The following is a 24,856-nucleotide window of genomic DNA, read 5'->3' on the forward strand; positions in this document are numbered from 1 at the left end:
TCAGACAATTAACCACCGAATACCTCATCCTGTAAATCCTGAAATCCTGGAAATCCTGATTCAGACAATTAACCACCGAATACCTCATCCTGTAAATCCTGAAATCCTGGAAATCCTGATTCAGACAATTGACCACAGCGATGAGTATTTGATTCTGCGGGTGGTTTTATTTTACCAGATAGCAACTTAACTGCTCCCGATGTTTCCTTTGTCCGTGCTACAAGGTTACGTCAAAGTCCTCGTTATTTTGGTGAACTTGTACCTGATTTAGTAGTAGAAATTAAATCTCAAAGTGATATAATTAAGACTTTAAAAAAGAAGATGCTCAATTTTATTAATTTGGGCGCTGTGGTAGGAGTTTTAATTGATCCTGATGAAGAAACTGTTACAGTTTATCGCGCATTAGGTGAACCAATTGTTTTTAGAAGCAATGATATTTTAACTTTACCTGAACTTTTACCAGGTTGGGAATTGCCTATTTCTGAATTATGGCCTCCTGTTTTTACTGAGGAAGAAACACAGGATTGACACTCTCACTGGCTTTAGCCATATGAAGAATAAGTTTTTCTAGCATATTTTTACAGTTCACAATAATTCAGGAATATGTTCATTTTCATAATTTTCAATTAATGCACCAATGACTTCCATAAAAAATGCCAGAGGATGGGTTTCATCTTCACCAATATAGATTTTTTGCGTTCCCTACTTGAATCTGTTTTGGTGCGATTAGAGTTATTTCAGATCCCCGACTTCTTTAAGAAGTCGGGGATCTAGGGATATAGGGACAGCGATCGCCACCAATTAACCACCGAATCCTGAAATCCTGGAAATCCTGATTCAGACAATTAACCCCAAGAAGTTGGGGATATATTTCATATTTATTTTGGACTATAGGGCAGAGAAGAATGGTGTAGAATAATACGCAATTTGCCATCACCACCTCTAATAAACTGCCAGGTTTTATCTACCGTTGTGACTTTACCTGTTTTATCAGTTATGGAAACATTACCCATAGTGGTAGCAGTATTACCAACAATAAAAATACCAGCGTTGCGAATTTCCACCTTTCGCCATCCTTTGAGAGCAAAACCAGTATCTTGAGGGAAGGAGGAATCACCACCCACAAAATAAGACAAAGCTCCTTTGTGTGTCGTGCGGAAGGTCTGGTCTCCAGTTGTCAAGGTTGGCTTGAACAACACCAATCCCGATTGATAAGCGTATACTTTATCTATTATATTGTCAGCCAATGTTCTAGCAGCGGCTATCCCCTTTTGATCATAGGTGGTACTAATGGAAACCAATGCTTCACCCCAGGCTTTTTGAGCAGCCAGGACTTCAGCCTCAGTAATGGATATATTAACTACTGATGTCTTAGAATTTGATGAGGTCGGCTTAGTGGTGGTACTATTAACTTGACCATGAGCCATTGATGGCGCAGTAACCAACAAGGCTATAGTAGCAGCGGTTACAGAAAGATTGACTTGTAATTGTTTAAAGGGGTTGGTATGCATACTAACAGAAAATATCAAAGGGGAAGTTAAAAAACGTCTCAACAGTATTTAACAACCTTGTGCCAAATCAGTCCAATAGTTATTATAAATAGTTACCATAAGTAATCATTTATGGTATTATCTAATGATCTAAGCTGTTGTGCATTTACAGCAAATTGTCATCAAATCTGGAACAAGAACCCAACCCCCTCCCCGCAAGCGATGAGGGGGCTATGATGTACCTTATATGATTGGAAATCGCTGTAATTTGTATAATTCTTGCGGGCAAGATGCCCGCACTACAGGAAATAATAATATTAGGGAACACCAAAAAATAAATTACCCAATTTCGTGGGCTGGGCATCCTTCCCGTCCTTGATGGTTAGGAACGCAAATTTAATAACCTGCAATTCTGATTTAACGTGGAATGGTGCGTTACGCTGTCGCTAACACACCCTACTTTTGCACTTTATTTAATTCACATTCCTTAGCGGGCTTTTCGTCCCGCACCACAAGAAATTTTTGGGTATTTTTTTAATTGGAAGTCCCTTAAGGTAAGTTCCTTTTGGTCGAGCAATTTTTAGATCGTGTGGATGACGGCAAAAAGCTATGGCAAATGTTTAAGAGATTTGCGATAATTCAGTGAAAGTAATTGACAATTAATGCTACAATAAACCAATAATTACTTGGTATCATACATGATGATTACTCAAGCACTGGAATTACAAACTAACACATCAGAAGATATATCAGAAGATATCATTTTCCCACCCAGTGACCTATATAGTGATGAACCTCCCGTGGAAACAGAACTGCATTTACGTCAAATTATCCTCCTTTTAAAATGTTTAGAATGGCTGTGGAAGGAAAGAACTGATTTTTATGCTGTAGGAAACTTGAGTATTTACTATAGTCCGCATCAAAAGAAATCAGAAGATGTTAGAGGTCCAGATTTTTTCGTGGTTTTAGGAACAGAACGAAAAACTAGAAAAAGTTGGGTAGTGTGGGAAGAAAATGGCAAATATCCTCATGTTATTGTCGAAATTCTTTCACCAACTACAGCTAAAACTGATAGAGAAACTAAAAAACTACTTTATCAAGATACTTTCCGTACACCTGATTATTTTTGGTTTGATCCTTATACATTGGAATTTGCCGGATTTAATTTAATCAGTGGCAAATATCAACCCTTAGAACCTAACGAAAAAGGACATTTATGGAGTGAAGAATTGGGGTTATATTTAGGAATTTATAAGGGTTTATTAAGATATTTTACATCATCAGGAGTTTTAGTTCCTACACCAGAAGAAAGCGCAGAGATGGAAGCAACAAGAGCAGCAATGGAAGCAGAAAGAGCGAAAATATCAAATGAAAAATCTCAAAGGTTAGCCGCAAAATTGAGAGAGTTAAATATTGATCCAGATAAGCTGTTACGCAGCTAAATTTGATAACCATAATTTACTTGAACTTTGTAGTGCGGGCATCTTGCCCGCTAGAATTATACAAACTAAATGCACAACAGCTTACAATTTAATAAAATCTAAAATCAAATTGTGTTTGTTTTAATTACCCCAAATTTGTATATTAGAAGGATTATTTTATGCCAATCATGACCCTTAAAGATGTAGAACAAGTCCAAACTGCTTTTAGTGAAGCTGGTTTAGATTACGATGTTGAATTAACATCTTACTCTCTGCGACTCTGCGCCTCTGCGTGTTCGCGCAGCGTGCCGTAGGCATAATAAAATCATACTCCTAATCAGCAACGCCGGATTTTGCTTAAAGATAGCGGTGTGCGGAGAAGCCTCCGCACTAATCCTTAATTTTATTCGTGGATAGTTACTTTGATCATTTTAACTGGAGTTTTAGGGCGATCGCCTGCACCCGTAGGAGTAGTTTCAATGGCTTTCAATACATCCATCCCTTCAGTAACTCGACCAAAAACAGGATGCTTGGATTGACCAGGTGTAAACCAATCCAGATAGTGATTGTGGACAGTGTTGATAAAAAACTGGCAACTACCACTATTAGGTCTCCCCGTATTAGCCATAGAGAGAGTTCCTGGTTCGTTAGAAAGTTTCCCATCTTCAGGATGCTCATCTTGAATGCAACCATCAGGACCATTGCCTGTACCCGCACGCGGAGAGCTAGGATCTTTACTGTAAGGACAACCAAACTGCACCATGAAGTTATTAATTACACGGTGGAAATGCAGACCATCATAAAACCCACTTTTAGCCAATTTGATGAAATTTCCCGCCGTTATAGGCATAACATCGGTAAATAGCTCAAGAGTAATAGTACCAAGGGAAGTTTCTAGAGTTGCGGTGGGATTTGCCATGAATATTGAATTACGAATCTGTGTAATGGTTTAATTTGCAGTCTCCAGTTTACCCAAAATCTGGGAAATAATTTTCACAAAAATCCATAATTAGCCCAAATTCGCACTACCTACTGTCAAACCAACAACCTCTACTGGTTATCAAGAAACTTAGAGGGTGTTTTTTCGGCATTTTAATCTGGAAAAGCTAAACCAGTTCTCGGATCTCTGATATATAATCCTAGTGTCAAACTCCGCATCACTTCATCCCAAATCGGGATTAATTGTTCTGCCTGATCTGCCCAATAATCAAAGGTAATTAAACATTGAATATTTGAACCCAAACCCACACAAGTCCGCGAAAAAGCTTCCCTGGGTTCAGCTTGAGTGTCAATAAATTTAATTTCACACCACATAATTTTGGCTGTTTGTCGCTTAACAGTAATCACTTCTCCCCTTTCAATCACATCACGGCTGTCATCTTCCATGATTTTTTTCAAAGTATTTTTAAGGGGAAACAATGTCCAGTCATTCGGGGGTAAATGATTGTAAGATACCTCTAAACAACAATCATCATCAGGTGGTTTTTTGTCCATGAACTTGAAAGATTTTTCTTGTGGTTCAAACACCCAATTTTGGGGAACATTGAAGCGAACCGCACCCCTCCCAGCTACAAAAATCTTATAATCATCAGGCCCTTCCCAATGATGATCTGGGCTTAATTCTAGGGTTTCTTTAATCCATTGAAGATTGCTTTTTTTCCGCTTGGCCATAGTTTTAATAAGGTATTAAATTTTAGCTGACATTTATCAAACTTATGTTGGAAATATATTTTTATGTTTCTATTTCCAATCCTACACCATCATAAAGCATTTCTATGGGAAATTCAAATTCAATACTTGATAAAGTGATAATGTCTCCAGTCGTATAGGGATAATAAAGCCACATTCTTCCTTCTCCCCGACAATAACGCTCAACAGATATTTTTTCAGAATCAATCAAGATGTATTCTTGTAAACTGGGCATTGTTAAATAATATCTGAATTTTTCTCCTCTATCTTTATTAGTTGTACCAGGAGAAAGAACTTCAACAATTAATTTTGGATGTTGAATAAATTTGCGGGCATTAAGGTCTTCAGGATGACAACTGACGATAAGATCAGGATAGAAATATGGGCTTTTAGGGGTAACTTGGACTTTCACATCTGATACATTGACTCGACAACCTCTAGGACGAAGATGAGAGTATAAAGGTCTGTAAAGATTGAGAGCAATATCATTGTGGGGAATTGTTCCACCTGTCATGGCAAAAACTTCACCATTGATGTATTCATAGCGAATATCCTGGTCAAGTTCCCATGCGAGGTATTCCTCAATGGTCATTTTTGCTGGTTGTTGGGGAATGGCTATCATATCAGGATTTTTTCAAGTTTGTTTTGATTATAGCAACTACAATTACAACTATTTTCAGGTAAGTTTCGCGCCAAGATCCAAAGGAGGAAAGTAAAAAAGGATGCAAATACTCACAAATTATTAAGATTATTTTCACATTTTGGGGTGCAGATAGTGGTTTAAAATAAGCTTAGTATGTTATACGTAGATAAACTTGCCCTAGACAAAGCTAAAAAATTAAATATTTTTACTAAGTTGAATGTGGTAAGTAGGTGAACACAATAAAACCAAACTGTGTAAAGAAACGTAAAATCGTCCAAACCCTCTTCACTCTTGCCTCTTGCCTTTTGCCTTGCCATAACGACAATTTTCAACGCCAACCTACTTATTTGTTTGTGTAAATTAGTTAATTTAACTATCTTATGATGATGAAAAACGAAAAATGGAACACGGAAAATATTCTGAGTCAAAAAGGCAGAATAGTAATTGTCACAGGTTCGAGTAGCGGTATCGGTTATGAAACGGCGCGGGTTCTAGCTAATAAACAAGCATCTGTGATCATTGCGGTTCGTAATTTGGAGAAGGGAAATAAGGCGTTGGCGAAAATTATTCAACAGAATAAAGATGCTGATGTTCGGGTAATGGAACTTGATTTGGCGAATTTAGCATCGGTTAAAAATTTCGCCGAAAACTTTCAGAAAAATTATTCACGTTTGGATTTATTGATTAATAATGCGGGTGTAATGATTCCACCGTATTCAAAAACTACAGATGGTTTTGAATTACAATTTGGCACGAATCATCTCGGACATTTTGCTTTGACGGGACAACTTTTAAAACTTTTGATTAGCACGCAAGGTTCACGAATTGTTAATGTTTCTAGCGGCGCACATAATTTTGGCAAAATAGATTTCGATGATTTGAATTGGGAAAAGAGAAATTATGCCCAATGGACGGCTTACGGTGATAGTAAACTTGCTAATCTCTATTTTACCTATGAACTCGACCGGAAACTAAAAGAGCAGGGAATCAACACCCTTGTAAATGCTTCACATCCGGGTTGGACTGCAACTGAATTGCAGAGAACGGCGGGTGATGTGATGAAATATCTCAATGGTATCTTTGCTCAAGATATCACGATGGGTGCATTACCAACTCTGCGAGCGGCAATTGAGGAAGGTTTGAAAGGGTCGGAATATTTCGGTCCAAATGGGTTTATGGAGATAGGTGGTTATCCAGTCAAGGTGGAATCGAATCCGTTATCCAAAGATCGAGCGATCGCTCAAAAACTATGGGTTGTATCGGAAAAACTCACCAGTGTGAAATTTGAATTTAATCAACAGGTGTAAAGTAAGGGAAAACAAGCACTGTCCGGTAGATTTTACCGGACATTTTATTTTTGAAGATATAATTGAGATATTGAGATATTGAGAGCGATCGCTCTACAGGTACATGAATCAATTGTACAAAAATTTTAGCTTCTCAACAATGCTCGAAACCCTCCTTGCTGAAAATGTTCATCTGTCCTTAGTGCATCAGTAATGCCTCGATTTTGCATCACAATACAATAAATGATACGCAATCAACTAACCCCAATCCAATACTGTTCGGTTAAGACTAAAAAACAAAAATACGTAGGTTGGGTTGTTCGCGTTAGCGTTGCGGAGGAATCGGAACGAAACCCAACATTTTCAATTATTTGTTGGTTTTATAGGCGTTGCTGATTAAGAGTATGATTTTATTATGCCTACGGCACGCTGCGCGAACACGCAGAGGCGCAGAGTCGCAGAGAGTAAGAGTTTCATTTTTTTGATTTTTCAATTTCATACCTCAATTCAGCAACGCCGTTTTATACAATAGGTTGTTTACGTGGAAATTTTCGTTAACCGAACAGTATTGGAACCTAAACTGTAGTGTAACTTTTTGACTATCCCGTTTCAAATGTAGCATATTGTAACTTGAAGTTTTCTTTTGAATTCTTGCCAAAATTAAGGAATCAAAGTAAACTAAGTTTGTAGACTTAGCTATAAACCTGTGGAAACTGTAAATATCCATCAAGCTAAAACCAACCTTTCACGCCTATTATCCCGTGTAGAACATGGGGAAGAGATTATTATTTCTAATCGGGGTGTTCCTGTCGCTAAGTTAGTTCCGTTTAGTGTTTCGTCTCACCGCAGAGATAGTTTAGGACAAGATCGAGGAAAATTCGTAATTCCAGAAGACTTTAATGCACCTTTACCAGAGGACATTTTGGCAGCGTTTGAGGGGAATGAGGGGTGAAACTTTTACTAGATACACAGTGTTTTTTATGGTGGTTTGCTGAACCTGAGCGTTTAAATGAACAGGTTATTTCACATATTGCTGATGAAAGCAACGAACTATGGCTTTCTGTGGCTAGTGTGTGGGAAATGGGGATAAAAGTTGCAATTGGTAAGTTACCATTACCAGAACCACTAGATAGTTACATTTCTAGCCGCATGGTGAAATTGGGGGCGAAATCTTTAGAAATTACAACTTCTCATGCACTCAGAACGGTAGCTTTACCTTTGCATCATCGAGATCCTTTTGATAGAATGCTCATTGCACAAGCACAGATGGAAAGTATGATTTTGGTGACTGTGGATTCAATGTTTAAAGAGTATCAAGATACTACTATTTTTTGGGCTGGGAATAAAGGTTAGTTTGAGAATTACTCATTATAAAGGTATTGTTTCCCATTGGATAAGCTATCATAATAATTCGGGAATATGTTCATTTTCATAGTTTTCAATTAATGCACCAATAACTTCCATAAGAGATGCGAGAGGATGAGTTTCATCTTCACCAATTTGATCAATGAGCGTATCAAGTATATTAACCAAGTATTCATATTCTGCTTCTGTGTGAGGGACAAAAACATTTTCGGCAATGAATGACCAAGCGGTGATAGTTTGATTGATGTTTAAACTTTGCATTATTCTTTCCATTTTCCTTGATCGTATTCTGAATGATTTAATACAGCATGAGTCTATAAAAGTTTTTACTCAGATACAAGAATTGCAGCTAATTGTTCCTCAATTTCTTGAATATAATTTGTCAACCCCGTATCAACTCCTTTCTCTCGTAGATGTTTTAAACTTGTCTGTTCCCAACATAGTTTTTCCCGTTCCATATCATTTCCTGTGAGTTGTTCAACCACTACTTTTACATTTCTCATTCCTTCAGGTTCTTTCTCTGAAGTAGCACGTAATCGGTGAGATTCTATGGAAGGATCAAAACTCAATTTATTTTTGATTTCTTCAAGAATTTGTTCCTCTTCTTGATTAGATGGAATAAACCCATTTAAAACCCATGCTTCACGTTTTGGATCAGCCACACCAATGATAATTTCTAATTTTGGTGTTTTATTAATATATTCTGAACGTGCTTGTTCAATTCCTTCTTTACGTTCTGGTTGATTATCTAAATCACGGATAAATATAACGGCTTTAATCTGTCGTGTTTTTTGCAGAAACCGTACCAAATTAAGAATCTTGATAGATGCTGCACCATCAGCTTTTAAAGGCACACCCTGACTATCATGACCGATAAATCTGGAAGGTTTATATTTTATTTGTGATTTTGCATCATCAATGATTTTGATAATGTCTCTCCAACAAGAAAATTCTGTCCCTTCCTCTAAACCGGTCCACTGGAAACAATGTTGCAGAATATCATCATCTAACCAATCAATTTTTTCCTGCAAAACTCGCTCCGCTAATTTAGTCGCTGTTCTGGCATCTGCACCACTTTCAACTACGCTAATTTAGTCGCTGTTCTGGCATCTGCACCACTTTCAACTATGACAATAAATTCAATCACAGACTTCTCCTTCTGTTACCCAATCTTCACCTTCAGCATCCCAAAATTCACCAGTTGTTAAGGTTTCTTTTGCCCATTCTACATCAGGATGTTCGTCTAAACGTTTGGCAATTGTGAAACCTGATTTACTGTTATTTAATATGTGGACTTGAGAAGGGGTAAGTGCATCAATAATATAAGGAGAATGAGTAGTGAAAATAATTTGCAGGTTAGGATTTTCGGCAATGATTTCTTTAAAAACAGTCATTAACTCCCGTTGTGCTTGAGGATGAAGTCCCTGTTCCACATCATCTAATAAGACTAAATTAGGTTGATTAGGATTCATTAATACCGTTAATAATCCTAAAGTTAACATTGTTCCTTCGCTAATTGCATGGGCTGGAATACGTTCACCTGTATTCATATCTAATATAACTTCTTGCCCTGTGATTTCCTGAGTTTCTTCATAGGAAATAGATTTACCATCTACTTCGATTAAACGTTTGCGAATGACTGGAACTTTTGCTCGCTTGATGCCAACTTTGCGGACATTTGGGACAATTCGACTTAGTTTTTCTTCTATTAGTTGAAATTTATCTGGAGCTTCATCACGCAAAAAATCTAAGGTTGGTGCTAATAATGAACCATCAAATTCAACTCTTGGTGTAACTTCTTCACTGTAAGCTGGTTTAGCAAGATTACTTGCAATTAATTTTAGGTAAACAGTAGATTTTAAAGATTTACGAATTGGATCTGGGTATTTAATTGGTGTTGTTTTCTTTTTTTCAAAACTATCTTCAATTCCATCTATTTTCCATGATGTTGTTGGAATCCAATCTTTAAGATTTTCCTGCTTCCAACCATAGGAAACTTCCCACTGATGATAACTGTTATCATCACAAAAACCACTCACAGTCACTGACATATCTTTTTCCCCAATTGTTGTAATGAATTGAGGTAAATTTTCATCTTTAAATATCTTTACGAATGATGAATCAGCAAGTTTACTTAGATTATTCAATGCTTGTAGGACTGTTGTTTTACCAGCACTATTTTTTCCTACAATTCCATGTAATCGGGAATTATCGAAATGAATTTCTGTAGATTTATGGCTTTTGAAATTATGAAGTATTAATTTTTCTAGCATATTTTTATAGATCACAATAACTCAGGAATATGTTCATTTTCATAGTTTTCAATTAATACACCAATAACTTCCATAAGAGATGCAAGAGGATGGGTTTCATCTTCACCAATTTGATCAATGAGAGTATCAAGTATATTAACCAAGTATTCATATCCTACTTCTGTGTGAGGGATATCAGGAACACCAAAGGTATTATATTCCTCTGCAAAGGAAAATTTTTGAGGTTTAACCATTGTGCTTTTGTTCGTCCGCTTTTAGTAGTTGGGCAAGTTGATGTGCGGCTGCATGGGAATTAAGCGGTGATAAAATGGAATAGGTTGCTCCCTGTTCTAATGATGGTTCTTCGTCCCTAGATAATTCGGAAACTAGAAACTGCATTACTTTTAGCTTGTCTGCACGATTTAGATTTCGCAGGGTAGGAAATAGTTCTATGGCGTTCATGATTATAATTTTTATTTCTCTAATCAAGAATTTATTCTAACATATTCCCTAAAAACGGGAGATAAATTAAACAATGTTTTGGATTACCTTCATATAAATCAATCAAATTTGACCAGCTTTTTTCATCTTTTAATCTCATATTTATTATAATTTCAGTATTATTTAAACCTGCTAATTCCAAGCAATTAACGGGATATAATTCTTGATCTAAACATAGCATTTCCTGGCATTGTTCCTGACTGATTAAGATTAAACTACTTTGATGTTCAATTTCTGTTATCTTTGTGAAAAATGCTTTATAATCTTTATATTCAGGTTTATATTGTCCTGCCAATTGTCCAGGGATAAATATTTCTTGGATATCATCAAGGATAATTAAGCATTTTTTTTGACGTAAAAGATTTAAAAATTGAGTTAATTTATTATTTTCAATATCATCGGAATTGGTAATTTTTAATATTTCTGTGAGGATGTTATCTAAGGAATGAGATAGTTTAATACTTTTCCAACTGACTACATCGAATTTTTGTAAGTTGATATCAATAAAATGTTTAATCAGTGTGGTTTTACCAATGCCAGGTAATCCTAAAATTGAGATAAGGCGATTGTTTTGATTTATTAACCAATTAGATAGGGTTTGGAGTTCGGTTTCTCTGCTGTAAAAGTGGGTGATTTTTGGAGATAGTGTTAAATCATGAGATACTCTTTCGGTAGAGTTATCATATTTTTTAGTATTAATATCATTTTGATTATATGAGTAACAATTAACATTGTTTGTATTATTTTGATGATAATTATTTTGGATAATTATTGGTGGTGTAATCTGTAATCTTGATAAAGTAGAGCGAAAATTGCGTTTATTAATATCTTCATCTAATTGTTCCGAAAGAACTTGCCAAAGTTTATAACCTACATCTCTCACATGACTTTCACTACGATGACATTGTGATGCAATTTTCTCATAAGTCTGTCCTTGCCAAACACCTTTAATCACAGTGTCTTGAATATCATCTAAGTGTTTTCCCGTCTGGACAAAAACTAACTCATCAGCTAATTGTAAAACTTCTGTAATATCCATAAAGTGTATATTTTATAAGCATTTTAGCTATTATAGCTTAATTTATGTAGGTATTATCCAGCATTTTCGGACAAATCAGTTGAAATTTCGTTACAAAACTCCCGATGTAATCAGGTATTGTCCTATAGAAACAATAATTTAGTGATGAGACAATTAATCTCAGCAGCCTCTTACTGACTTCCATATTATAAAGGATTTGCATAGTCTTTTTAGTACATTACGCCAAGTCTAGTTTGAGACTATCAACAGAGGATACTACCAATCAAAACTTTATTTAAACCTACTTGACGCAGTTATGAACCATACCATCAAATCAGCATCATTTACGCGAACTATCAACAACTTTTCTGCTATGGGACTACTGGTGTTTTCTTCTTTGATTGCACCCTTTTTTGCACATGAATCTAGCTATGGTTATAGCACTCTCAGCAAAAGTAGTACCAGCGTCTCTCAAGAGGAAAAGAGCCAGAAAACTATGATGGCGCAGAGAGCAAGTGCCAATCTGGATGTCCAGGTAGATGTTCTGGGCATTACTAACCTGATCGTATCTAGTATCAAATCTGCTAGAGACCGCAGTGGATTTGTAAAAAATGTCATGAATACAGCTTTTTATGGTGCTGGACAGAGGTATAACGTGATGGTTTTTAATTTGAGTCAAAATTACAAACACAATTTTAGAGGGGTGAAATTCTATGGTTCGGCAGTCTATGACGGTGTAACTTTCGGTATTTGGGTTTTTGAACATGGTGAATTTCTTAATGAAGGTGATGGTGGATGGATTAACTGGGCTTTTTCAGGGTGGTTTAACAGAAATGGTAAGTATGTAAGATTTAGAAAACCATAAGATACAAGGTTGGGTTGATAAAACCCAACATTAACTTATCTATTCCCAATCTTCCTATTTCAAAATCTCAATACGGCTAAATTCGCGGGTATTGTGAGTAACTAGAGTGAGATTATTTGCTAATGTTCTGGAATTTCAATCATTTGACCTTGCCAACTACCTATTACTTCTTCTAAAAATCTCTGAGAATATCCTAACTCTTTTGGAGATTTATTTTCAGATTTTAATGATGTTTTGGCAATACGTTGGAATACAATCACCATTTCTAATTCTTGATCAGCAAATTCATCAGGAAGTTCAATTTTTATGATTTTATCATTACCAATGTGTGTTTTAATTTTCATACTTTCCATAACATTACCTCCAATTTTTTTAAGAAAATAAAGAATCAGGAATAATCATAGAAATAGGTTGATTCTTATGTTTCCTATAGATTAGAAAATCACTATCCAAACTGAATATTTCACTAGAATCATATAATTCACACATTCTTACTAAACAAGCATCCGCTAAAGACATAGGTACAGACTGATAACGATTCATTAATCCTTTAATTTGACTTAATTCATTTTTTAAATCAAAAGCTAGTTGTAAATGACCACTTTCTAAAAGAGAAAACAGAATGTTCTGACCGTTATATGCTCTTTCTAATAAAAAGCAAGACTCAGTAATCACTGCATCACAAGTTAGAAAAGGTGGAGGTAATGTTTTTACTTTCTCTGTCACCCATTGATGATAACTATCACTTTTATCTAATAGAGCAACTAATGGACTCGTATCAATAATAATTTTATTTTTCATGTACGGACTCATGCAAATATTGTTGATTAGTGGAGAGATCACCTAATCCGCTATCTACAGCACCAATAAAGTCTTTAGCTACATCATAAAAAGAAACTTGATTTTCAAGTTCTGTATGATGTTTTTCAGATATAAATTGAGTAAAAGACAAAATTTCTTGTTGCTTTTCAATAGGCAATTTATTTAATAAGTTTACAATCAATTCAGTTAAATTCAAATCTTCGGATGATTGTTTTTTTAATGAATTTATCATGACTATTTCCTCGTAATTATTGTCACAATGTCAGGAGACTGCATCAAGAGTTTGATGGTTATTCAATAAATAATAATTATATCATATCACCAAACAATTGTAATCATCTAAAATAACTGTTTTTATAATCAGCTTTTTCAGCAGCAATATAACCCTTTAATATTGCATCCGTCATGCTAATACTTCGACTACGGGATCTTCTGGTAATAGCAGCAATTATTTCCACACCAGTTATTGCTGCTATAAATACCTCATTCTTTAGACTTGGATCAAATAAACCTAACATCCATGCTGATCCAATTTCGTTAACATAACGCTTAACTAATGCACTACTATCTATGAAATAAATTGCCATCTAACGCCGTTCCTCAATAATAGTTTCAGAAACAGGATTTCCTTCAACATAAATTAGTTGTCTTTCTGAGATTGGTTCATAATTAGGTTGCTTGATTTGCTTGACTAAACCAGAATCAATCAACGCTTTGTGAAATGCTGCTTGTTTGACACTTTCTTCTTTATCAGCAAGATATTTTTGAATCATCTGATTAAGTTGCTGAAGTTCTCCTATTTCAAGAGTTTCCAACTGCTTAAGTATTTGGTTCAGGGTTACTAATGCCATATTATTATACTTCCCTCCCTCTCAAAACTTTTATAGATTGCTGATTCACTAAGTCTCAATATCAATTTTATATCCATAATCAGTGAATCTTTAGAAATTAAATAGAAATTAGTTTAGAAGGTAAAGGAATTTGTTTTTTACCACTACAATAAACAGTTTCTATCCATAACTCTCGCGCTTCATTAATATTTTCTATCGCTTCCTCTAAACTTTCGCCATGACTCATACAACCTGGTAAGTCAGGAATAATTACTGTATATCCTCCGTCCTCTTCTGGATAAATAGACATGGGATATTTTAAAGATAGGTAATATTCTAAAGATTGATGCTCAAGTTGAGAATTAGTTTTCATCTTGCCAATTTTCCAAATCTAGTAATCTAATTGTTTCTTCAATATACGTTCGTTTGACTTTTTTACCACCTTTTTTGGGAATAATAATTACTTCTCCTTGCTCATTCTCAAAAGCGTGATGACTTCCTCTTACTCTAGTTTCCTGATATCCAAAAGCTTCAAGAACATAACTAATTTCTTCAAATCTAGCTTCAGGAGGACGAGAGAGAAGATATTTAATTAGTTTACTTAATTTACCCATTTACTGATCATAGCATTTTTTAGATAAGTGGTTGAGATAATTATTTATTGACCGACTATACCACATCACGCAAAAATGAGATTCTCCCTTAACAAAAATCAACTCCGTTTATAAACCATTTCCATTCTCAACTTCTCCACCTCAATTTTCAACCGTTCATTCTCCATTTTCAATCCTGTATTTTCATCCTTAATCAACTCCACCTCATTCCGTTTACTCAAAGCCTGATTAATTGCTAACTTCCGCATATCCAAAGAAAACCAACGTTGATAAGTTTTCGTGTGAATCTGCACACTATGACCCAAATTATCTGCCGCAGCCTTAATAGGAACTCCCAAAATATGCGCTCGAATTGCCCAACCATGACGTAAATCATAGGGTTTAAAACCTAAACCAATTTTTCTAAACCACCAACTCACTCTTTGGATTAAAGCCGTGATTTCTGCATGATTATTTTGGTCTTTTTTACTAATTGCTGTTGCCAACATTTCTAAATATTTCGGATTACTTAAATCAAATTCATCAATCCATTCCTTATATAAAGGTAAAGCTTCCCTTTCACCAGTTTTACAATCTTTATCAACCTTCCAAGTTAAATCTGTATTTTCATCACTTAACCACCAATCAATATGAGGATTAACAAAAAGTTCCCTGGGACGTAAACCAAAAACCGCTAACATTCCATAAGTCCACCGCCAAAGTTGCCAGCTATCTTTCACATCTTGATTAACTTGTTTGCCTCTGTTATTGAGATATTCATCAAACTTGTAAAATCCAGTAAGTATTTCCTTATCTGTAGGAACATTACGAGAATTACTTTCAGGAACTTTGGAATAATTAGTTAAATTAATCTCAATTTTAAAAAGCTGACAAAATACAGAAATAGCTCTCACAGTATTATATTTAGCCCATTCCTTATCTATTTGATCAATCGCATGAATTAAAACCTCCCCAATTGCCAAATCATCAGCATTTGTATAACGTTTAATTCGAGAACAATAATAGAAAAAAGTATGTTCGCTTTTCGGCGTGCGTTTATGGGTTTTAAAATATTCATCTTCAAACTTTTCTAATAGCTCACCAATAGTTTTTAACTCCTTTTTAATTCCTTCATTTCCCAAATATTTATCATTCCAAACAAAACTTTTTCTAGCAATTAACTTACCTAACTCATAAGCTTCCTCCTCAGCAGTTTTTAAACCTGGTAAATTTGCTGGAAGATTCAAACTGAGATTGTATTGTTTTTTGCCAGTTCCCCTGATGTCCTCATCTCCTGGTTTAATGGGTAAAGTTGCCCGTAGTTGCAGACATCCATTTGATTCCCGAATTGTTACTCTGGTTTTTGCAGACTTCAAACGCAGATTTACTTGTTCCAATTCCCATAGTAGCTGTTCTTTCATAATCCTTGGCGTTGCTGATTAAGAATATGAATTTATTTCACGCAGAGACGCAGAGGCACAGAGAAATTTAATTTTTCCTTTGCGTGAGACTTATTCTGAATCTTTCAGACTATATTTAGAGTCAAAATAAATCAGTTAATTGCAAACATAGTTTATCGCTGACATTGCTTACTGCAAACATAACGAAATCGAATAATGACGAAACCCACCTATTCCTTCGGAACGCTACGCAAACTTGGGTTCAAAAGTCTTGATTTTTCGCCGTTGCTGAAATGAGGTATGAAATTCCCAAATTGAACCTTTAAAACTCTTACCTTTGCGTCTTTGCGCCTTTGCGTGAGACTAAAATTCATACCCTTAATCAGCAACGCCGATTTTTCATTACTCCACGTCGGTGGACTTTGTTTGTGTAGTAGCGATTTCTAATCGCCGAAAACTTTTAAAACATCCTCTTAAATAAATTGGGTAGGCATCGGCAATATAATATTAAGAATTAATAATGGAATCACAAGTATCACAAATCACTGTACCCAGGTTATGCTAAAATCTGTCTGGGGAGAGTTTTGTAGTATAAGATGCTTTAATCCTATGAATCCATCTGGTGATGAGTTAAAAAAATTAGTGAATGCCATTATTAGTGCTTATCCCACTCAAGAGGATTTAGCAATGATGGTTCGGTTTGAATTAGGAGAAAATTTAGAGGCGATCGCTGGAGGTGGTAATCTCACCCAGTTAGTATTTAATTTAGTGACAAGATGGGCAATTCCTAGAGGCAAAATCTCGCGTCTAATTATAGCAGCTTATGAAACTAATCCTGATAATCCAGAACTCCAACAATTTTATGAGTCTATGGTTATCAAGAAACGGTTTATTGTAGATTCTGCTGTCAAAAAACCTGATTTTGGACCCGATATTAATTGGCGTGGTGAAACCGATGAAATTCAACTTCAACATTGGTTAAAACCTGAACCTGATTTATGGGATGTGGGATTTTTAAAACGAGCGATCGCACAATCATCTTCAGTTTGCCGTATTGAAATTACCTCTCGTGATATTATGGCAACAGGAGTTTTAATTACTGCAAATAAAGTCTTAACTAATTATCATGTTTTAAAATATAGAGATGAAGACAACTTAGAAAATAATGCTTTAAATGCTATATTAAAATTTGGCTGTTTGACCTCAGATAATGGAGTAGAAACACAAGGTAAATCTTTTCAATTAGATAGAGAAAACCCAATTTTATGCTTTAGTAAAACAGAAGATTTAGATTATGTTCTATTACAAGTGGAGGCGAAAATTACTCAAGCAACTGATATTAAACCCGCTCGTTGGGATAGTCATAAATTACCTCTGGAAAGGATGGGAATTAGTGTATTACAACATCCTGAAGGGGACTCCATGAAATTATCAATCAGTCAAGATGGTATTATCGGAGTCTACCAAAATAGTGGTTTAGTTCAATATGTGAATAAAACCGCTGTAGGATCAAGTGGTTCACCTTGTTTTGATGAAAATTGGTATTTAGTAGCTTTACATCATGCCCAAAAAGCGAAAACCTTTGGCTCAATTAGAGAGGGTATTTTATTTGCTAGTATTTATCAAGAAATTAAAGATTTTTTAAATTAATTTAAGGAGTTATTATGGGACGGAGAATTATTACCAGTCAACTACAAGCTAAGGGTGAAGAAGCAAAGTTAGACGGCTATTTTGATAAGTTAATAAAATATATTCCCACTGAAATTGTCGGCGGTTGGATTGCGATGACAGGACTAATTAAAGGTGCTAGTAATATACCCACAAATACTATATTATGGGTTTTATTCGTTATCTTTACTGGATTAACGGCTGTTTATATTATTCAGCAGACTTTTGAACCGAAAAAGCCTTTAGCAATTAAACAAACGAGCATTTCTACTATTGCTTTTATTGTTTGGGTATTTGCTTTAGGAGAACCTTTTAATAGCTTGAGTTTTTATAATCCTGTTTATGGATCAATTTTGTTAATTTTGTATAATTTAACTATTCCTTTGATTAATCCTGTTGAAGAGAGCAAGAAAAATAATATGAGGGTTTAAAACTTGAAGATTGGAAAAAAAATTTATAAATTGAAGACAAAAAACTATTATTATCATGGAATTGAGTTATGAACTTACAAGGTACAGATGTTGAAAAATTAGTCAATGCTATGCTTAAAGCATATCCAGAACAATGTCAGTTGGAAGAGATGGTTCTATGTGGCTTAAATAAAAATTTGGCGGCAATTGTTCCAAGTTCAAATTCAACACTTAGATTTGTCATTTTTAAGCTGATTCAATGGGCAGAGGCGAACGGAACAATTAGAGATTTATTGCGTGCAATTTCTGAATATAGACCTGATAATTCAGAATTAAGAACAGTTATAAACAACCTGTTGATTACTAGTGATTGGATCAATCTCTTGAATGATAGTTATTTAACTCGTTTTCATCCATTAATTGAAGAGCTAAAAAAATCATCTTATCCAAATATACCAAATAGATTTGGTTTAAGTAAATCTCAAGAAATAATCGAAGTTTTTCAAAATATTAGTCATTCTTTAGAAAGCGGCGACAATTTTAGGAGCGTTTTCAGAACTTCTAGAGATATATTAATAACTATTGATCCTTTGAACGAAGAATATCTTGAACATTTCTGCAATAGAATTAATATTGTTTTATTAGTTATGAATAACAGCGAAGCTCAAGAATTATATTCAGAAAGTGTTTTTTCTGATTATAACATTGAACTACGGGAAAATTTTCGGAACTTAAAATTACAATTAACAAATAATGGAGTTATTACTTGGGTTAATCATTATGAATCAGACTCAACACAATGGCAACCTTTTAATAGCGATAGTAGAAATATTACTCAATTGATTAATGAGGTTATTGAGCAGGTTGAATCTCAATCAATAATAGTATCCCAATTTATTGATATTCGTAAACTAAATGAAGATAATCCGAATAGCCTTAAACTCTTAAAAAAATTACGGGATGAAGGATGTATAATTATTATGGATGTTATTTCAATGCAACATCCTGAAATGCAGCGTTTATTTAAAAGTACAGCCCTCGATGCTTCTTCTAATACATTATTGCTTATGGTTGCTCCTATTCATTCGGCATTTGACGTGGTAAAAAGTATAACAGGTGTTATTAAACAACGGATTGATCTAGAATTTTATCGTCGCTTAACATTGAGTGATAGTAAATGTATGAGAACTGCCGATAACCATATTTTTCGGAATTGGTTAATAGGTAAAGTTCCAAGTTTACTTTTAGTACCAGAAACAGAGAACGTATCCGATAGACCTTGGAGTTATTTTGGTGAAGGAGGTTGAGATTTATGATTTTTACATTTTATTCATTCAAAGGTGGAGTTGGGCGCACAATGGCATTAGCTAACGTTGCTGAGTTACTATATCAACGTGGATTAAAAGTGTTAATCGTGGATTTTGATTTAGAAGCTCCCGGTTTAGAACGCTTTTTCGATATATCAAATCAAGATGAAGAACCCAATAAACGAAATATACCAGAAGTTAAATATAGTCCAAATGAAGTAATTGAGCAACGAGGAGTTATTGATTTATTGCTTTCTTACAAGCAATCATACTCTTTCCATTTACCTAACCAAGAATCTGAAAATACATCAGAAGGTTCAAAAGAAGATAAAATTCCGTTTACGGTTGAACCCATTAATAACTTTATTGTTCCTCTTTATGAAGAAAATGACAAAGGAGGTAAATTAGATATTATTCCTTCTGGATGTCGAGGTGAGGGGGAATTCTCAAAATATGCCAGCAAGGTTCATTCATTTGATTGGAATGATTTTTATGATCATTATCGTGGCAAAGAATTTTTTGAATCGTTCAGAGAACAATTGCTTAAATTTGCTGATGTAGTGTTAATTGATAGCCGTACTGGTGTCACTGAAATGGGAGGAGTTTGTACTTATCAATTAGCTGATGTTGTAGTGATGTTTGTTGCACCAAATGGACAGAATATTGATGGTAGTTTAAAAATGGCACAAAGTTTATCTAATCCTGATTTAATTGAAAAGGGAAGAAATAGGAGAGATTTATCTTTAGTTATTGTGCCTAGTCGAGTGGATAATAGTGAAAAAAAATTGTTAGATGATTTCCAAGACGAATTTGATAAAAAATTTAGAAAGTATATTCCAAATAGAATGAGAATGAGGTTGGAGTCACTGCAAAAAAGTGCTTTTCTTTATTTAAAAATACCTTATGTTCCCTTTTATTCTTTCAAAGAAAAAGTTGCTGTTCGTGACGCTGATAAAGCAAGTGCTTCTGATTTAAGTGAAGCTTATGGAAATTTAGTTTCTACCCTTGCAATATTATCACGTAAATTCCATAGAAAAATGTATCCTAAGACCAGTCTAGTTTACTCATTATCTCTTTCAACCCTATGTAAAAGTTATTTAGATGCTTATCCTAATCCTGAACCCTATTATAGACAGAAAAGAGTTTTTGATGATAGTCAAGATACACTCAGAACAAAAATTATGGAAGAATGGAATAATAGAATACCCCCAGTAGTAAATGATTTGATTACGGCTATCTATCAAAATAAACACATTGATAAGAGTATATTAGAAGATGCAAATAATTTAATTACACAACATATAAATGCGACACTAGACTTGGAAAATGATGATCCAGTTATTGATAATCCGTTGGAAAAAGATAATATAGAAAGTGATGATATTGAATCTAGCACTGAATCTAAGGTATCAGCAGAAAAACAGAATGATTCTTTTTTTGCTTTTGTAGGGAAACATTTGTTTGGTAAAACAGAATCAACATAACCATAATTCCTAACATTTAGCTACTGATTAGTAGCTGAATTAATTTCCTTATAAACTTTTTCTATTACCTTTAAATCATAAATTTCAACCCTTGCACTATTATCTCTTTCAGTTTCATTTAAAGGATATTCATCACCAAAGCCATAAGTTTGAACACTTTTATAACCTTTGCTGTTTAGTAGGGTTGCTATCTGACGTGCCCTTTTAAAAGATAAACTTAGATTATATCTTGAACTTCCTACTGGACTTGCATGACCAATTAGAACAAATTGACTATTACTGTTGTACTTTTGCTTTAACAATGTAAGTAGCTCTTCTGGATTTTTTGGATTATAGTTATCTGTTGAAAAATACTGAGTATTGATGAATTCAAATTTACTACCTCGCTCACGAATTTTATTATAAATCTGTTTCATTACGCTTCCTGTATACTTTTGACCTTGATTAGCGATAATGCTGCCTAAAGATACACTTACAAAACCCTCTGATTTTAGAATGTTCTGCCCCAAAATACCTGCTTCTTCCCTTACGGAATTGACTATACCTTTTAATTGCGTACTGTTAGAAATTTTCTGGGTATAAAAAGATAATTCACGGTTTACCTTATACTTCTCGTTAATGAAATATATATCATCAAGCTTATCATCAAGCTTATCAGTATACTTGAAATAATTACTTAATAGATCAACTGGTTTTTGATTATCTATTATTGTTAAATATTTTCTTCTATCGCTATAGGGTTTATCAACTAAAAAAGAATAACTTAAATACCCAATAGATGGTTTACTATCTTTATTAGTAGTTGTGACTTTATCCCACATTTCTTTATTAGTAGCAACCTCGTTGCAATTCTTATAAAATAATTTTTCCTCAAGTTTTAACTTGTTTATAATGGTGTCGGTTGTTCCTGAGTTTTTTCTACAAAATACTTGCCATTGTTCATTATTATATTGTTTATTTTCCAAAATAGACTTAATTTGATGACTCTGGAAATTATTTGCTGTTTCATTATTATCATTAATAATAATTGCAATAGTATCGTCACCCAGTTTTACTTTGTCAAAATTACCGACATTTACTTTGTCATTGTCCTCTGAGACCATTGCTATATCACATTTATTTTGTTTTAGTTTTTTAATTCCATCTTTTGTTCCGCCATAATCAACAATAAATCTTACTAATCCTTGGAAAGGATTATCCTTTTTATCTTTAGTATTTGGAAAATTGGCATCTATCGTGATATTTTTTTTATTTTTATTGTCTGATTTTTTGATTTTGTTAGCACCATTATTGGAAGCTATTGCTTCAATAAAATGAGGAGCGAACTTTTCTCCAAGTGTGACAGAGCCACATAACTTAACTGTAACGTTGGGTGCCTTGATTAACCAAGCATGAAACAAATTGATATAGATGAACCAAAGAAATAACATTATACACATAATGCTATTTCGGTGCAGAAGTTTGAAAATAAAGTGCTTGGTCGGACTGGGTTTTTTCCAAAAAAAATACAGTCTTACAAGCAAATATAAAACGCTAAATACAAATAGCCCGAACATTATGAAGAACAGAAACAAATTATCTTCAAATCCCTGGAGCGAGAAATTGACGATAATAAATATGGATATTTTTAATAATAAGAATATTATAATCTCTAACAGCAAATTGTGTTTAATTTTCTGGTCTGAAGAATTGGACATAATCATTACCTATTATGATGTTTTGTTAATAATCACTCATTTAGCTAAATTGCAATTTGCACCTTTTGGTTATATAGATTCACTAAATTATACTAAACAGAGATACCAAAAAGCAACTTACTAATTTTAATTAACTCATAATGAAAGCATAATCTTCAGAGGCAACAAAGAAGTTAAAGAAGTTACCAAGCAGGATACGTATAAAACCATTAAACCATCAAAATAAATACTCCGGTCCTTACCACGGTTACGACGGATTCGCAATCTTCGCTCGGGACATGGATTTGGCACTCAACAGCCCAACCTGGGGATTAATCGGCGCTCCCTGGAACAAGAAAGCTGAAGCTAAGGCTAAAGCTAAGGCTGCCGTCTAGGGAACAAAAGATAGTCTGGGGTTTTACCCCAGGAGAGTTGGGAAGTCAAGATTCAAAATTAAAAATTCAAAGTTCTGGATTTTGCATTCTGAATTTTGAGGCACATTCCCCACTCTCCACCGATCGCAAACATCATACACAGCAAGCTTGGAGATACGCAAAATGCCTCAAGATCCCAATAAGATTCAGGACCACGTTGAGTTATTCCACCAGCCAGAATATCAACAACTGTTTGAAAACAAAAAACAGTTTGAAAACGGTCACACCAAAGAAGAAGTACAACGAGTAGCAGATTGGACAAAGACTTGGGAATATCGGGAAAAGAACTTCGCTCGTGAAGCTTTAACCGTTAACCCAGCTAAGGGTTGTCAACCTTTAGGCGCTATGTTTGCGGCTGTTGGTTTTGAAGGTACTCTTCCCTTCGTTCAAGGTTCTCAAGGTTGCGTAGCTTACTTCCGTACCCACTTAACCCGTCACTACAAAGAACCATTTGCTGGTGTTTCTTCTTCCATGACAGAAGACGCTGCTGTGTTCGGTGGTTTGCAAAACATGATTGATGGTTTGGCTAACTCTTACACCCTGTACAAGCCAAAAATGATCGCTGTTTGCACCACTTGTATGGCAGAAGTTATCGGTGATGACTTACAGTCATTTATCGGTAATGCAAAAGAAGCTGGTTCTGTTCCTCAAGATTTCCCCGTACCTTTTGCTCACACACCTAGCTTCGTTGGTTCTCACATCACTGGTTACGACAACATGATGAAGGGAATTCTTTCTACCTTAACTGTAGGTAAAAAGACAGCCAAGAGCAACGGTAAAATTAACTTTATCCCTGGTTTTGATACCTACGTAGAAAACAACCGCGAAATTAAGCGGATTGCTTCTTTAATGGGTATTGACTACACCTTGTTATCTGACAACAGTGATTATGTTGATTCACCTTGTGATGGTGAATACAATATGTATCCAGGTGGTACTAAACTAGAAGATGCAGCAGATTCTATCAACGCTAAGGCTACTATTGCTCTTCAAGCTTACTCTACCACCAAGACCCGCGAATACATTGCTAAGGAATGGAATCAAGACGTTAGTGTTGCTCGTCCCTGGGGTATCAAGGGAACTGACGAGTTCTTGATGAAACTCAGCCAAATGACTGGTAAGGCTATTCCTGAAGAGTTAGAAATCGAACGTGGTCGTGCAGTTGACGCAATGACTGACTCCCATGCTTGGTTACATGGTAAGCGTTTCGCTATCTATGGTGATCCTGACTTAGTTTACAGCTTAGTTGGTTTCATGTTAGAAATGGGTGCTGAACCAGTACACATCTTGGTTCACAACACCAACGAAGTATTTGAGAAAGAATTGCAAGACTTGTTAGATTCTAGCACCTTCGGTAAGTCCGCTAAAATCTGGGGTGGTAAAGACTTGTGGCATTTACGTTCCTTGTTGTTCACCGAACCCGTAGACTTATTGATTGGTAACTCCTACGGTAAGTACCTGTGGCGCGATTGTGGTGTACCTTTGGTAAGAATTGGTTACCCTATCATGGACCGTCACCACTACCACCGTTATGCAACTGTTGGTTACAAAGGTATCATCAACCTGTTGAACTGGATTGTTAACACAGTATTTGAAGAAATTGACCGTACCACCAATGTTGCTGGTAAGACCGATATTTCCTACGACTTAATTCGTTAAGAATGTCTGCAAGGGTGGGGTAAACCCATCCTGATCATAGGAA

At 35.0% G+C, this 24,856-nt stretch carries 31 protein-coding genes and 2 pseudogenes; 14 read left to right on the forward strand and 19 right to left on the reverse strand.

What is annotated here, in order from left to right; all coding sequences use genetic code 11:
* Both PN471_RS10290 and PN471_RS10295 read left to right on the forward strand, forming a co-directional pair.
* Positions 1 to 190: hypothetical protein (locus PN471_RS10290; RefSeq protein WP_271776768.1), on the forward strand; the 190-nt coding region annotated here is incomplete at its 5' end.
* Positions 145 to 528, forward strand: a pseudogene (locus PN471_RS10295) (Uma2 family endonuclease); the annotation flags it as partial. The gene PN471_RS10290 and the pseudogene PN471_RS10295, both read left to right, overlap by 46 nt.
* Positions 529 to 878: 350 nt before the next feature.
* Here the strand turns inward: PN471_RS10295 and PN471_RS10300 are convergent.
* A complete protein-coding gene (locus PN471_RS10300; protein ID WP_271776769.1) occupies positions 879 to 1,511 on the reverse strand; it encodes a hypothetical protein in 633 nt (210 codons plus the stop codon).
* A 677-nt stretch (positions 1,512 to 2,188) separates the two neighbouring features.
* Between PN471_RS10300 and PN471_RS10305 the strand changes: the two genes are divergently transcribed.
* Complete coding sequence (locus PN471_RS10305) at positions 2,189 to 2,932, forward strand: Uma2 family endonuclease (RefSeq protein WP_271776770.1); 744 nt, start codon at positions 2,189 to 2,191, stop codon at positions 2,930 to 2,932.
* 158 nt (positions 2,933 to 3,090) lie between these two features.
* Positions 3,091 to 3,225 (forward strand): hypothetical protein, encoded by a 135-nt coding sequence (locus tag PN471_RS10310; protein WP_271776771.1) that lies wholly within the window; start codon positions 3,091 to 3,093, stop codon positions 3,223 to 3,225.
* Between the two features lie 89 nt (positions 3,226 to 3,314).
* On the opposite strand, the gene PN471_RS10315 is transcribed toward PN471_RS10310, so the two are convergent.
* The 3 genes from PN471_RS10315 to PN471_RS10325 all read right to left on the reverse strand — a co-directional run bounded on the left by PN471_RS10315 (position 3,315) and on the right by PN471_RS10325 (position 5,222).
* A complete protein-coding gene (locus tag PN471_RS10315) occupies positions 3,315 to 3,830 on the reverse strand; it encodes a peptidylprolyl isomerase (protein ID WP_027404286.1) in 516 nt (171 codons plus the stop codon).
* 173 nt (positions 3,831 to 4,003) lie between these two features.
* Positions 4,004 to 4,582 (reverse strand): hypothetical protein, encoded by a 579-nt coding sequence (locus PN471_RS10320; RefSeq protein ID WP_271776772.1) that lies wholly within the window; start codon positions 4,580 to 4,582, stop codon positions 4,004 to 4,006.
* A gap of 61 nt (positions 4,583 to 4,643) precedes the next feature.
* A complete protein-coding gene (locus PN471_RS10325) occupies positions 4,644 to 5,222 on the reverse strand; it encodes a Uma2 family endonuclease (protein ID WP_271776773.1) in 579 nt (192 codons plus the stop codon).
* Positions 5,223 to 5,623: 401 nt separating this feature from the next.
* Between PN471_RS10325 and PN471_RS10330 the strand changes: the two genes are divergently transcribed.
* From PN471_RS10330 to PN471_RS10340, 3 genes are all read left to right on the forward strand, one after another.
* Positions 5,624 to 6,550 (forward strand): SDR family NAD(P)-dependent oxidoreductase, encoded by a 927-nt coding sequence (locus tag PN471_RS10330; RefSeq protein WP_271776774.1) that lies wholly within the window; start codon positions 5,624 to 5,626, stop codon positions 6,548 to 6,550.
* Positions 6,551 to 7,235: 685 nt separating this feature from the next.
* A complete protein-coding gene (locus PN471_RS10335) occupies positions 7,236 to 7,481 on the forward strand; it encodes a type II toxin-antitoxin system Phd/YefM family antitoxin (RefSeq protein ID WP_271776775.1) in 246 nt (81 codons plus the stop codon).
* Positions 7,478 to 7,882, forward strand: coding sequence for a type II toxin-antitoxin system VapC family toxin (locus tag PN471_RS10340; RefSeq protein WP_271776776.1), 405 nt, complete (start codon positions 7,478 to 7,480; stop codon positions 7,880 to 7,882). The genes PN471_RS10335 and PN471_RS10340 overlap by 4 nt, the downstream gene beginning before the upstream one ends.
* A gap of 48 nt (positions 7,883 to 7,930) precedes the next feature.
* On the opposite strand, the gene PN471_RS10345 is transcribed toward PN471_RS10340, so the two are convergent.
* The 6 genes from PN471_RS10345 to PN471_RS10370 form a co-directional block, all read right to left on the reverse strand.
* Positions 7,931 to 8,155, reverse strand: coding sequence for a hypothetical protein (locus tag PN471_RS10345; protein WP_271776777.1), 225 nt, complete (start codon positions 8,153 to 8,155; stop codon positions 7,931 to 7,933).
* A 65-nt stretch (positions 8,156 to 8,220) separates the two neighbouring features.
* Positions 8,221 to 8,925 (reverse strand): hypothetical protein, encoded by a 705-nt coding sequence (locus PN471_RS10350; protein WP_271776778.1) that lies wholly within the window; start codon positions 8,923 to 8,925, stop codon positions 8,221 to 8,223.
* A 108-nt stretch (positions 8,926 to 9,033) separates the two neighbouring features.
* Positions 9,034 to 10,167 (reverse strand): AAA family ATPase, encoded by a 1,134-nt coding sequence (locus tag PN471_RS10355; RefSeq protein ID WP_271776779.1) that lies wholly within the window; start codon positions 10,165 to 10,167, stop codon positions 9,034 to 9,036.
* Positions 10,168 to 10,178: 11 nt separating this feature from the next.
* Complete coding sequence (locus PN471_RS10360) at positions 10,179 to 10,400, reverse strand: hypothetical protein (protein ID WP_271776780.1); 222 nt, start codon at positions 10,398 to 10,400, stop codon at positions 10,179 to 10,181.
* The gene (locus PN471_RS10365; RefSeq protein WP_271776781.1) at positions 10,393 to 10,608 is read right to left on the reverse strand and encodes a hypothetical protein; all 216 of its coding nucleotides are present in this window, start codon (positions 10,606 to 10,608) and stop codon (positions 10,393 to 10,395) included. Before PN471_RS10365 ends, PN471_RS10360 begins: the two co-directional genes overlap by 8 nt.
* A 31-nt stretch (positions 10,609 to 10,639) precedes the next feature.
* Positions 10,640 to 11,686 (reverse strand): NB-ARC domain-containing protein, encoded by a 1,047-nt coding sequence (locus PN471_RS10370; RefSeq protein WP_271776782.1) that lies wholly within the window; start codon positions 11,684 to 11,686, stop codon positions 10,640 to 10,642.
* A gap of 295 nt (positions 11,687 to 11,981) precedes the next feature.
* On the opposite strand from PN471_RS10370, the gene PN471_RS10375 reads away from it, so the two are divergent.
* The gene (locus PN471_RS10375; protein ID WP_271776783.1) at positions 11,982 to 12,530 is read left to right on the forward strand and encodes a hypothetical protein; all 549 of its coding nucleotides are present in this window, start codon (positions 11,982 to 11,984) and stop codon (positions 12,528 to 12,530) included.
* A gap of 119 nt (positions 12,531 to 12,649) precedes the next feature.
* Here the strand turns inward: PN471_RS10375 and PN471_RS10380 are convergent, their stop codons facing one another.
* The 8 genes from PN471_RS10380 to PN471_RS10415 all read right to left on the reverse strand — a co-directional run bounded on the left by PN471_RS10380 (position 12,650) and on the right by PN471_RS10415 (position 16,196).
* Positions 12,650 to 12,883, reverse strand: coding sequence for a hypothetical protein (locus tag PN471_RS10380; RefSeq protein WP_271776784.1), 234 nt, complete (start codon positions 12,881 to 12,883; stop codon positions 12,650 to 12,652).
* A 19-nt stretch (positions 12,884 to 12,902) separates the two neighbouring features.
* Positions 12,903 to 13,343 carry a type II toxin-antitoxin system VapC family toxin gene (locus PN471_RS10385; RefSeq protein WP_271776785.1) on the reverse strand — a complete coding sequence of 147 codons (441 nt, stop codon included), beginning with the start codon at positions 13,341 to 13,343 and terminating at the stop codon, positions 12,903 to 12,905.
* Entirely contained in the window at positions 13,321 to 13,584 is a 264-nt protein-coding gene (locus tag PN471_RS10390; protein WP_271776786.1) for a hypothetical protein, read from the reverse strand. Before PN471_RS10390 ends, PN471_RS10385 begins: the two co-directional genes overlap by 23 nt.
* Before the next feature lie 103 nt (positions 13,585 to 13,687).
* Positions 13,688 to 13,939 (reverse strand): hypothetical protein, encoded by a 252-nt coding sequence (locus PN471_RS10395; protein WP_271776787.1) that lies wholly within the window; start codon positions 13,937 to 13,939, stop codon positions 13,688 to 13,690.
* Positions 13,940 to 14,203: a hypothetical protein gene (locus tag PN471_RS10400; protein ID WP_271776788.1), complete on the reverse strand. Its 264-nt coding sequence runs from the start codon at positions 14,201 to 14,203 to the stop codon at positions 13,940 to 13,942. It lies immediately after the preceding gene.
* Between the two features lie 97 nt (positions 14,204 to 14,300).
* On the reverse strand, positions 14,301 to 14,555 hold the full coding sequence (locus PN471_RS10405; RefSeq protein WP_271776789.1) for a type II toxin-antitoxin system HicB family antitoxin: 255 nt from the start codon (positions 14,553 to 14,555) through the stop codon (positions 14,301 to 14,303).
* On the reverse strand, positions 14,545 to 14,796 hold the full coding sequence (locus PN471_RS10410; protein ID WP_027404277.1) for a type II toxin-antitoxin system HicA family toxin: 252 nt from the start codon (positions 14,794 to 14,796) through the stop codon (positions 14,545 to 14,547). The genes PN471_RS10405 and PN471_RS10410 overlap by 11 nt, the downstream gene beginning before the upstream one ends.
* A 98-nt stretch (positions 14,797 to 14,894) precedes the next feature.
* Positions 14,895 to 16,196, reverse strand: a complete 1,302-nt coding sequence (locus PN471_RS10415) for a site-specific integrase (protein WP_271776790.1) — start codon at positions 16,194 to 16,196, stop codon at positions 14,895 to 14,897.
* 588 nt (positions 16,197 to 16,784) lie between these two features.
* Here PN471_RS10415 and PN471_RS10420 point away from each other — a divergent pair.
* The 4 genes from PN471_RS10420 (at position 16,785) to PN471_RS10435 (ending at position 21,044) form a co-directional block, all read left to right on the forward strand.
* Positions 16,785 to 17,825, forward strand: coding sequence for an effector-associated domain EAD1-containing protein (locus tag PN471_RS10420; RefSeq protein ID WP_271776791.1), 1,041 nt, complete (start codon positions 16,785 to 16,787; stop codon positions 17,823 to 17,825).
* Between the two features lie 14 nt (positions 17,826 to 17,839).
* A complete protein-coding gene (locus tag PN471_RS10425) occupies positions 17,840 to 18,274 on the forward strand; it encodes a hypothetical protein (protein ID WP_271776792.1) in 435 nt (144 codons plus the stop codon).
* Between the two features lie 68 nt (positions 18,275 to 18,342).
* A complete protein-coding gene (locus PN471_RS10430) occupies positions 18,343 to 19,560 on the forward strand; it encodes an effector-associated domain EAD1-containing protein (protein WP_271776793.1) in 1,218 nt (405 codons plus the stop codon).
* A gap of 5 nt (positions 19,561 to 19,565) precedes the next feature.
* Positions 19,566 to 21,044, forward strand: a complete 1,479-nt coding sequence (locus tag PN471_RS10435) for a ParA family protein (RefSeq protein ID WP_271776794.1) — start codon at positions 19,566 to 19,568, stop codon at positions 21,042 to 21,044.
* A gap of 20 nt (positions 21,045 to 21,064) precedes the next feature.
* Here PN471_RS10435 and PN471_RS10440 read toward each other — a convergent pair whose 3' ends face one another.
* On the reverse strand, positions 21,065 to 22,444 hold the full coding sequence (locus PN471_RS10440; RefSeq protein ID WP_271776795.1) for a substrate-binding domain-containing protein: 1,380 nt from the start codon (positions 22,442 to 22,444) through the stop codon (positions 21,065 to 21,067).
* 512 nt (positions 22,445 to 22,956) lie between these two features.
* Between PN471_RS10440 and PN471_RS23445 the strand changes: the two are divergent.
* Together PN471_RS23445 and nifK are read left to right on the forward strand one after the other, a co-directional pair.
* Positions 22,957 to 23,115 (forward strand): annotated as a pseudogene (locus PN471_RS23445) (nitrogenase molybdenum-iron protein alpha chain); the annotation flags it as partial.
* 162 nt (positions 23,116 to 23,277) lie between these two features.
* Complete coding sequence (gene nifK, locus PN471_RS10445; RefSeq protein WP_271776796.1) at positions 23,278 to 24,813, forward strand: nitrogenase molybdenum-iron protein subunit beta; 1,536 nt, start codon at positions 23,278 to 23,280, stop codon at positions 24,811 to 24,813.
* Positions 24,814 to 24,856 lie beyond the last annotated feature (43 nt).

Source organism: Aphanizomenon sp. CS-733/32, assembly GCF_028330045.1.
Lineage (GTDB): Bacteria > Cyanobacteriota > Cyanobacteriia > Cyanobacteriales > Nostocaceae > Dolichospermum > Dolichospermum gracile.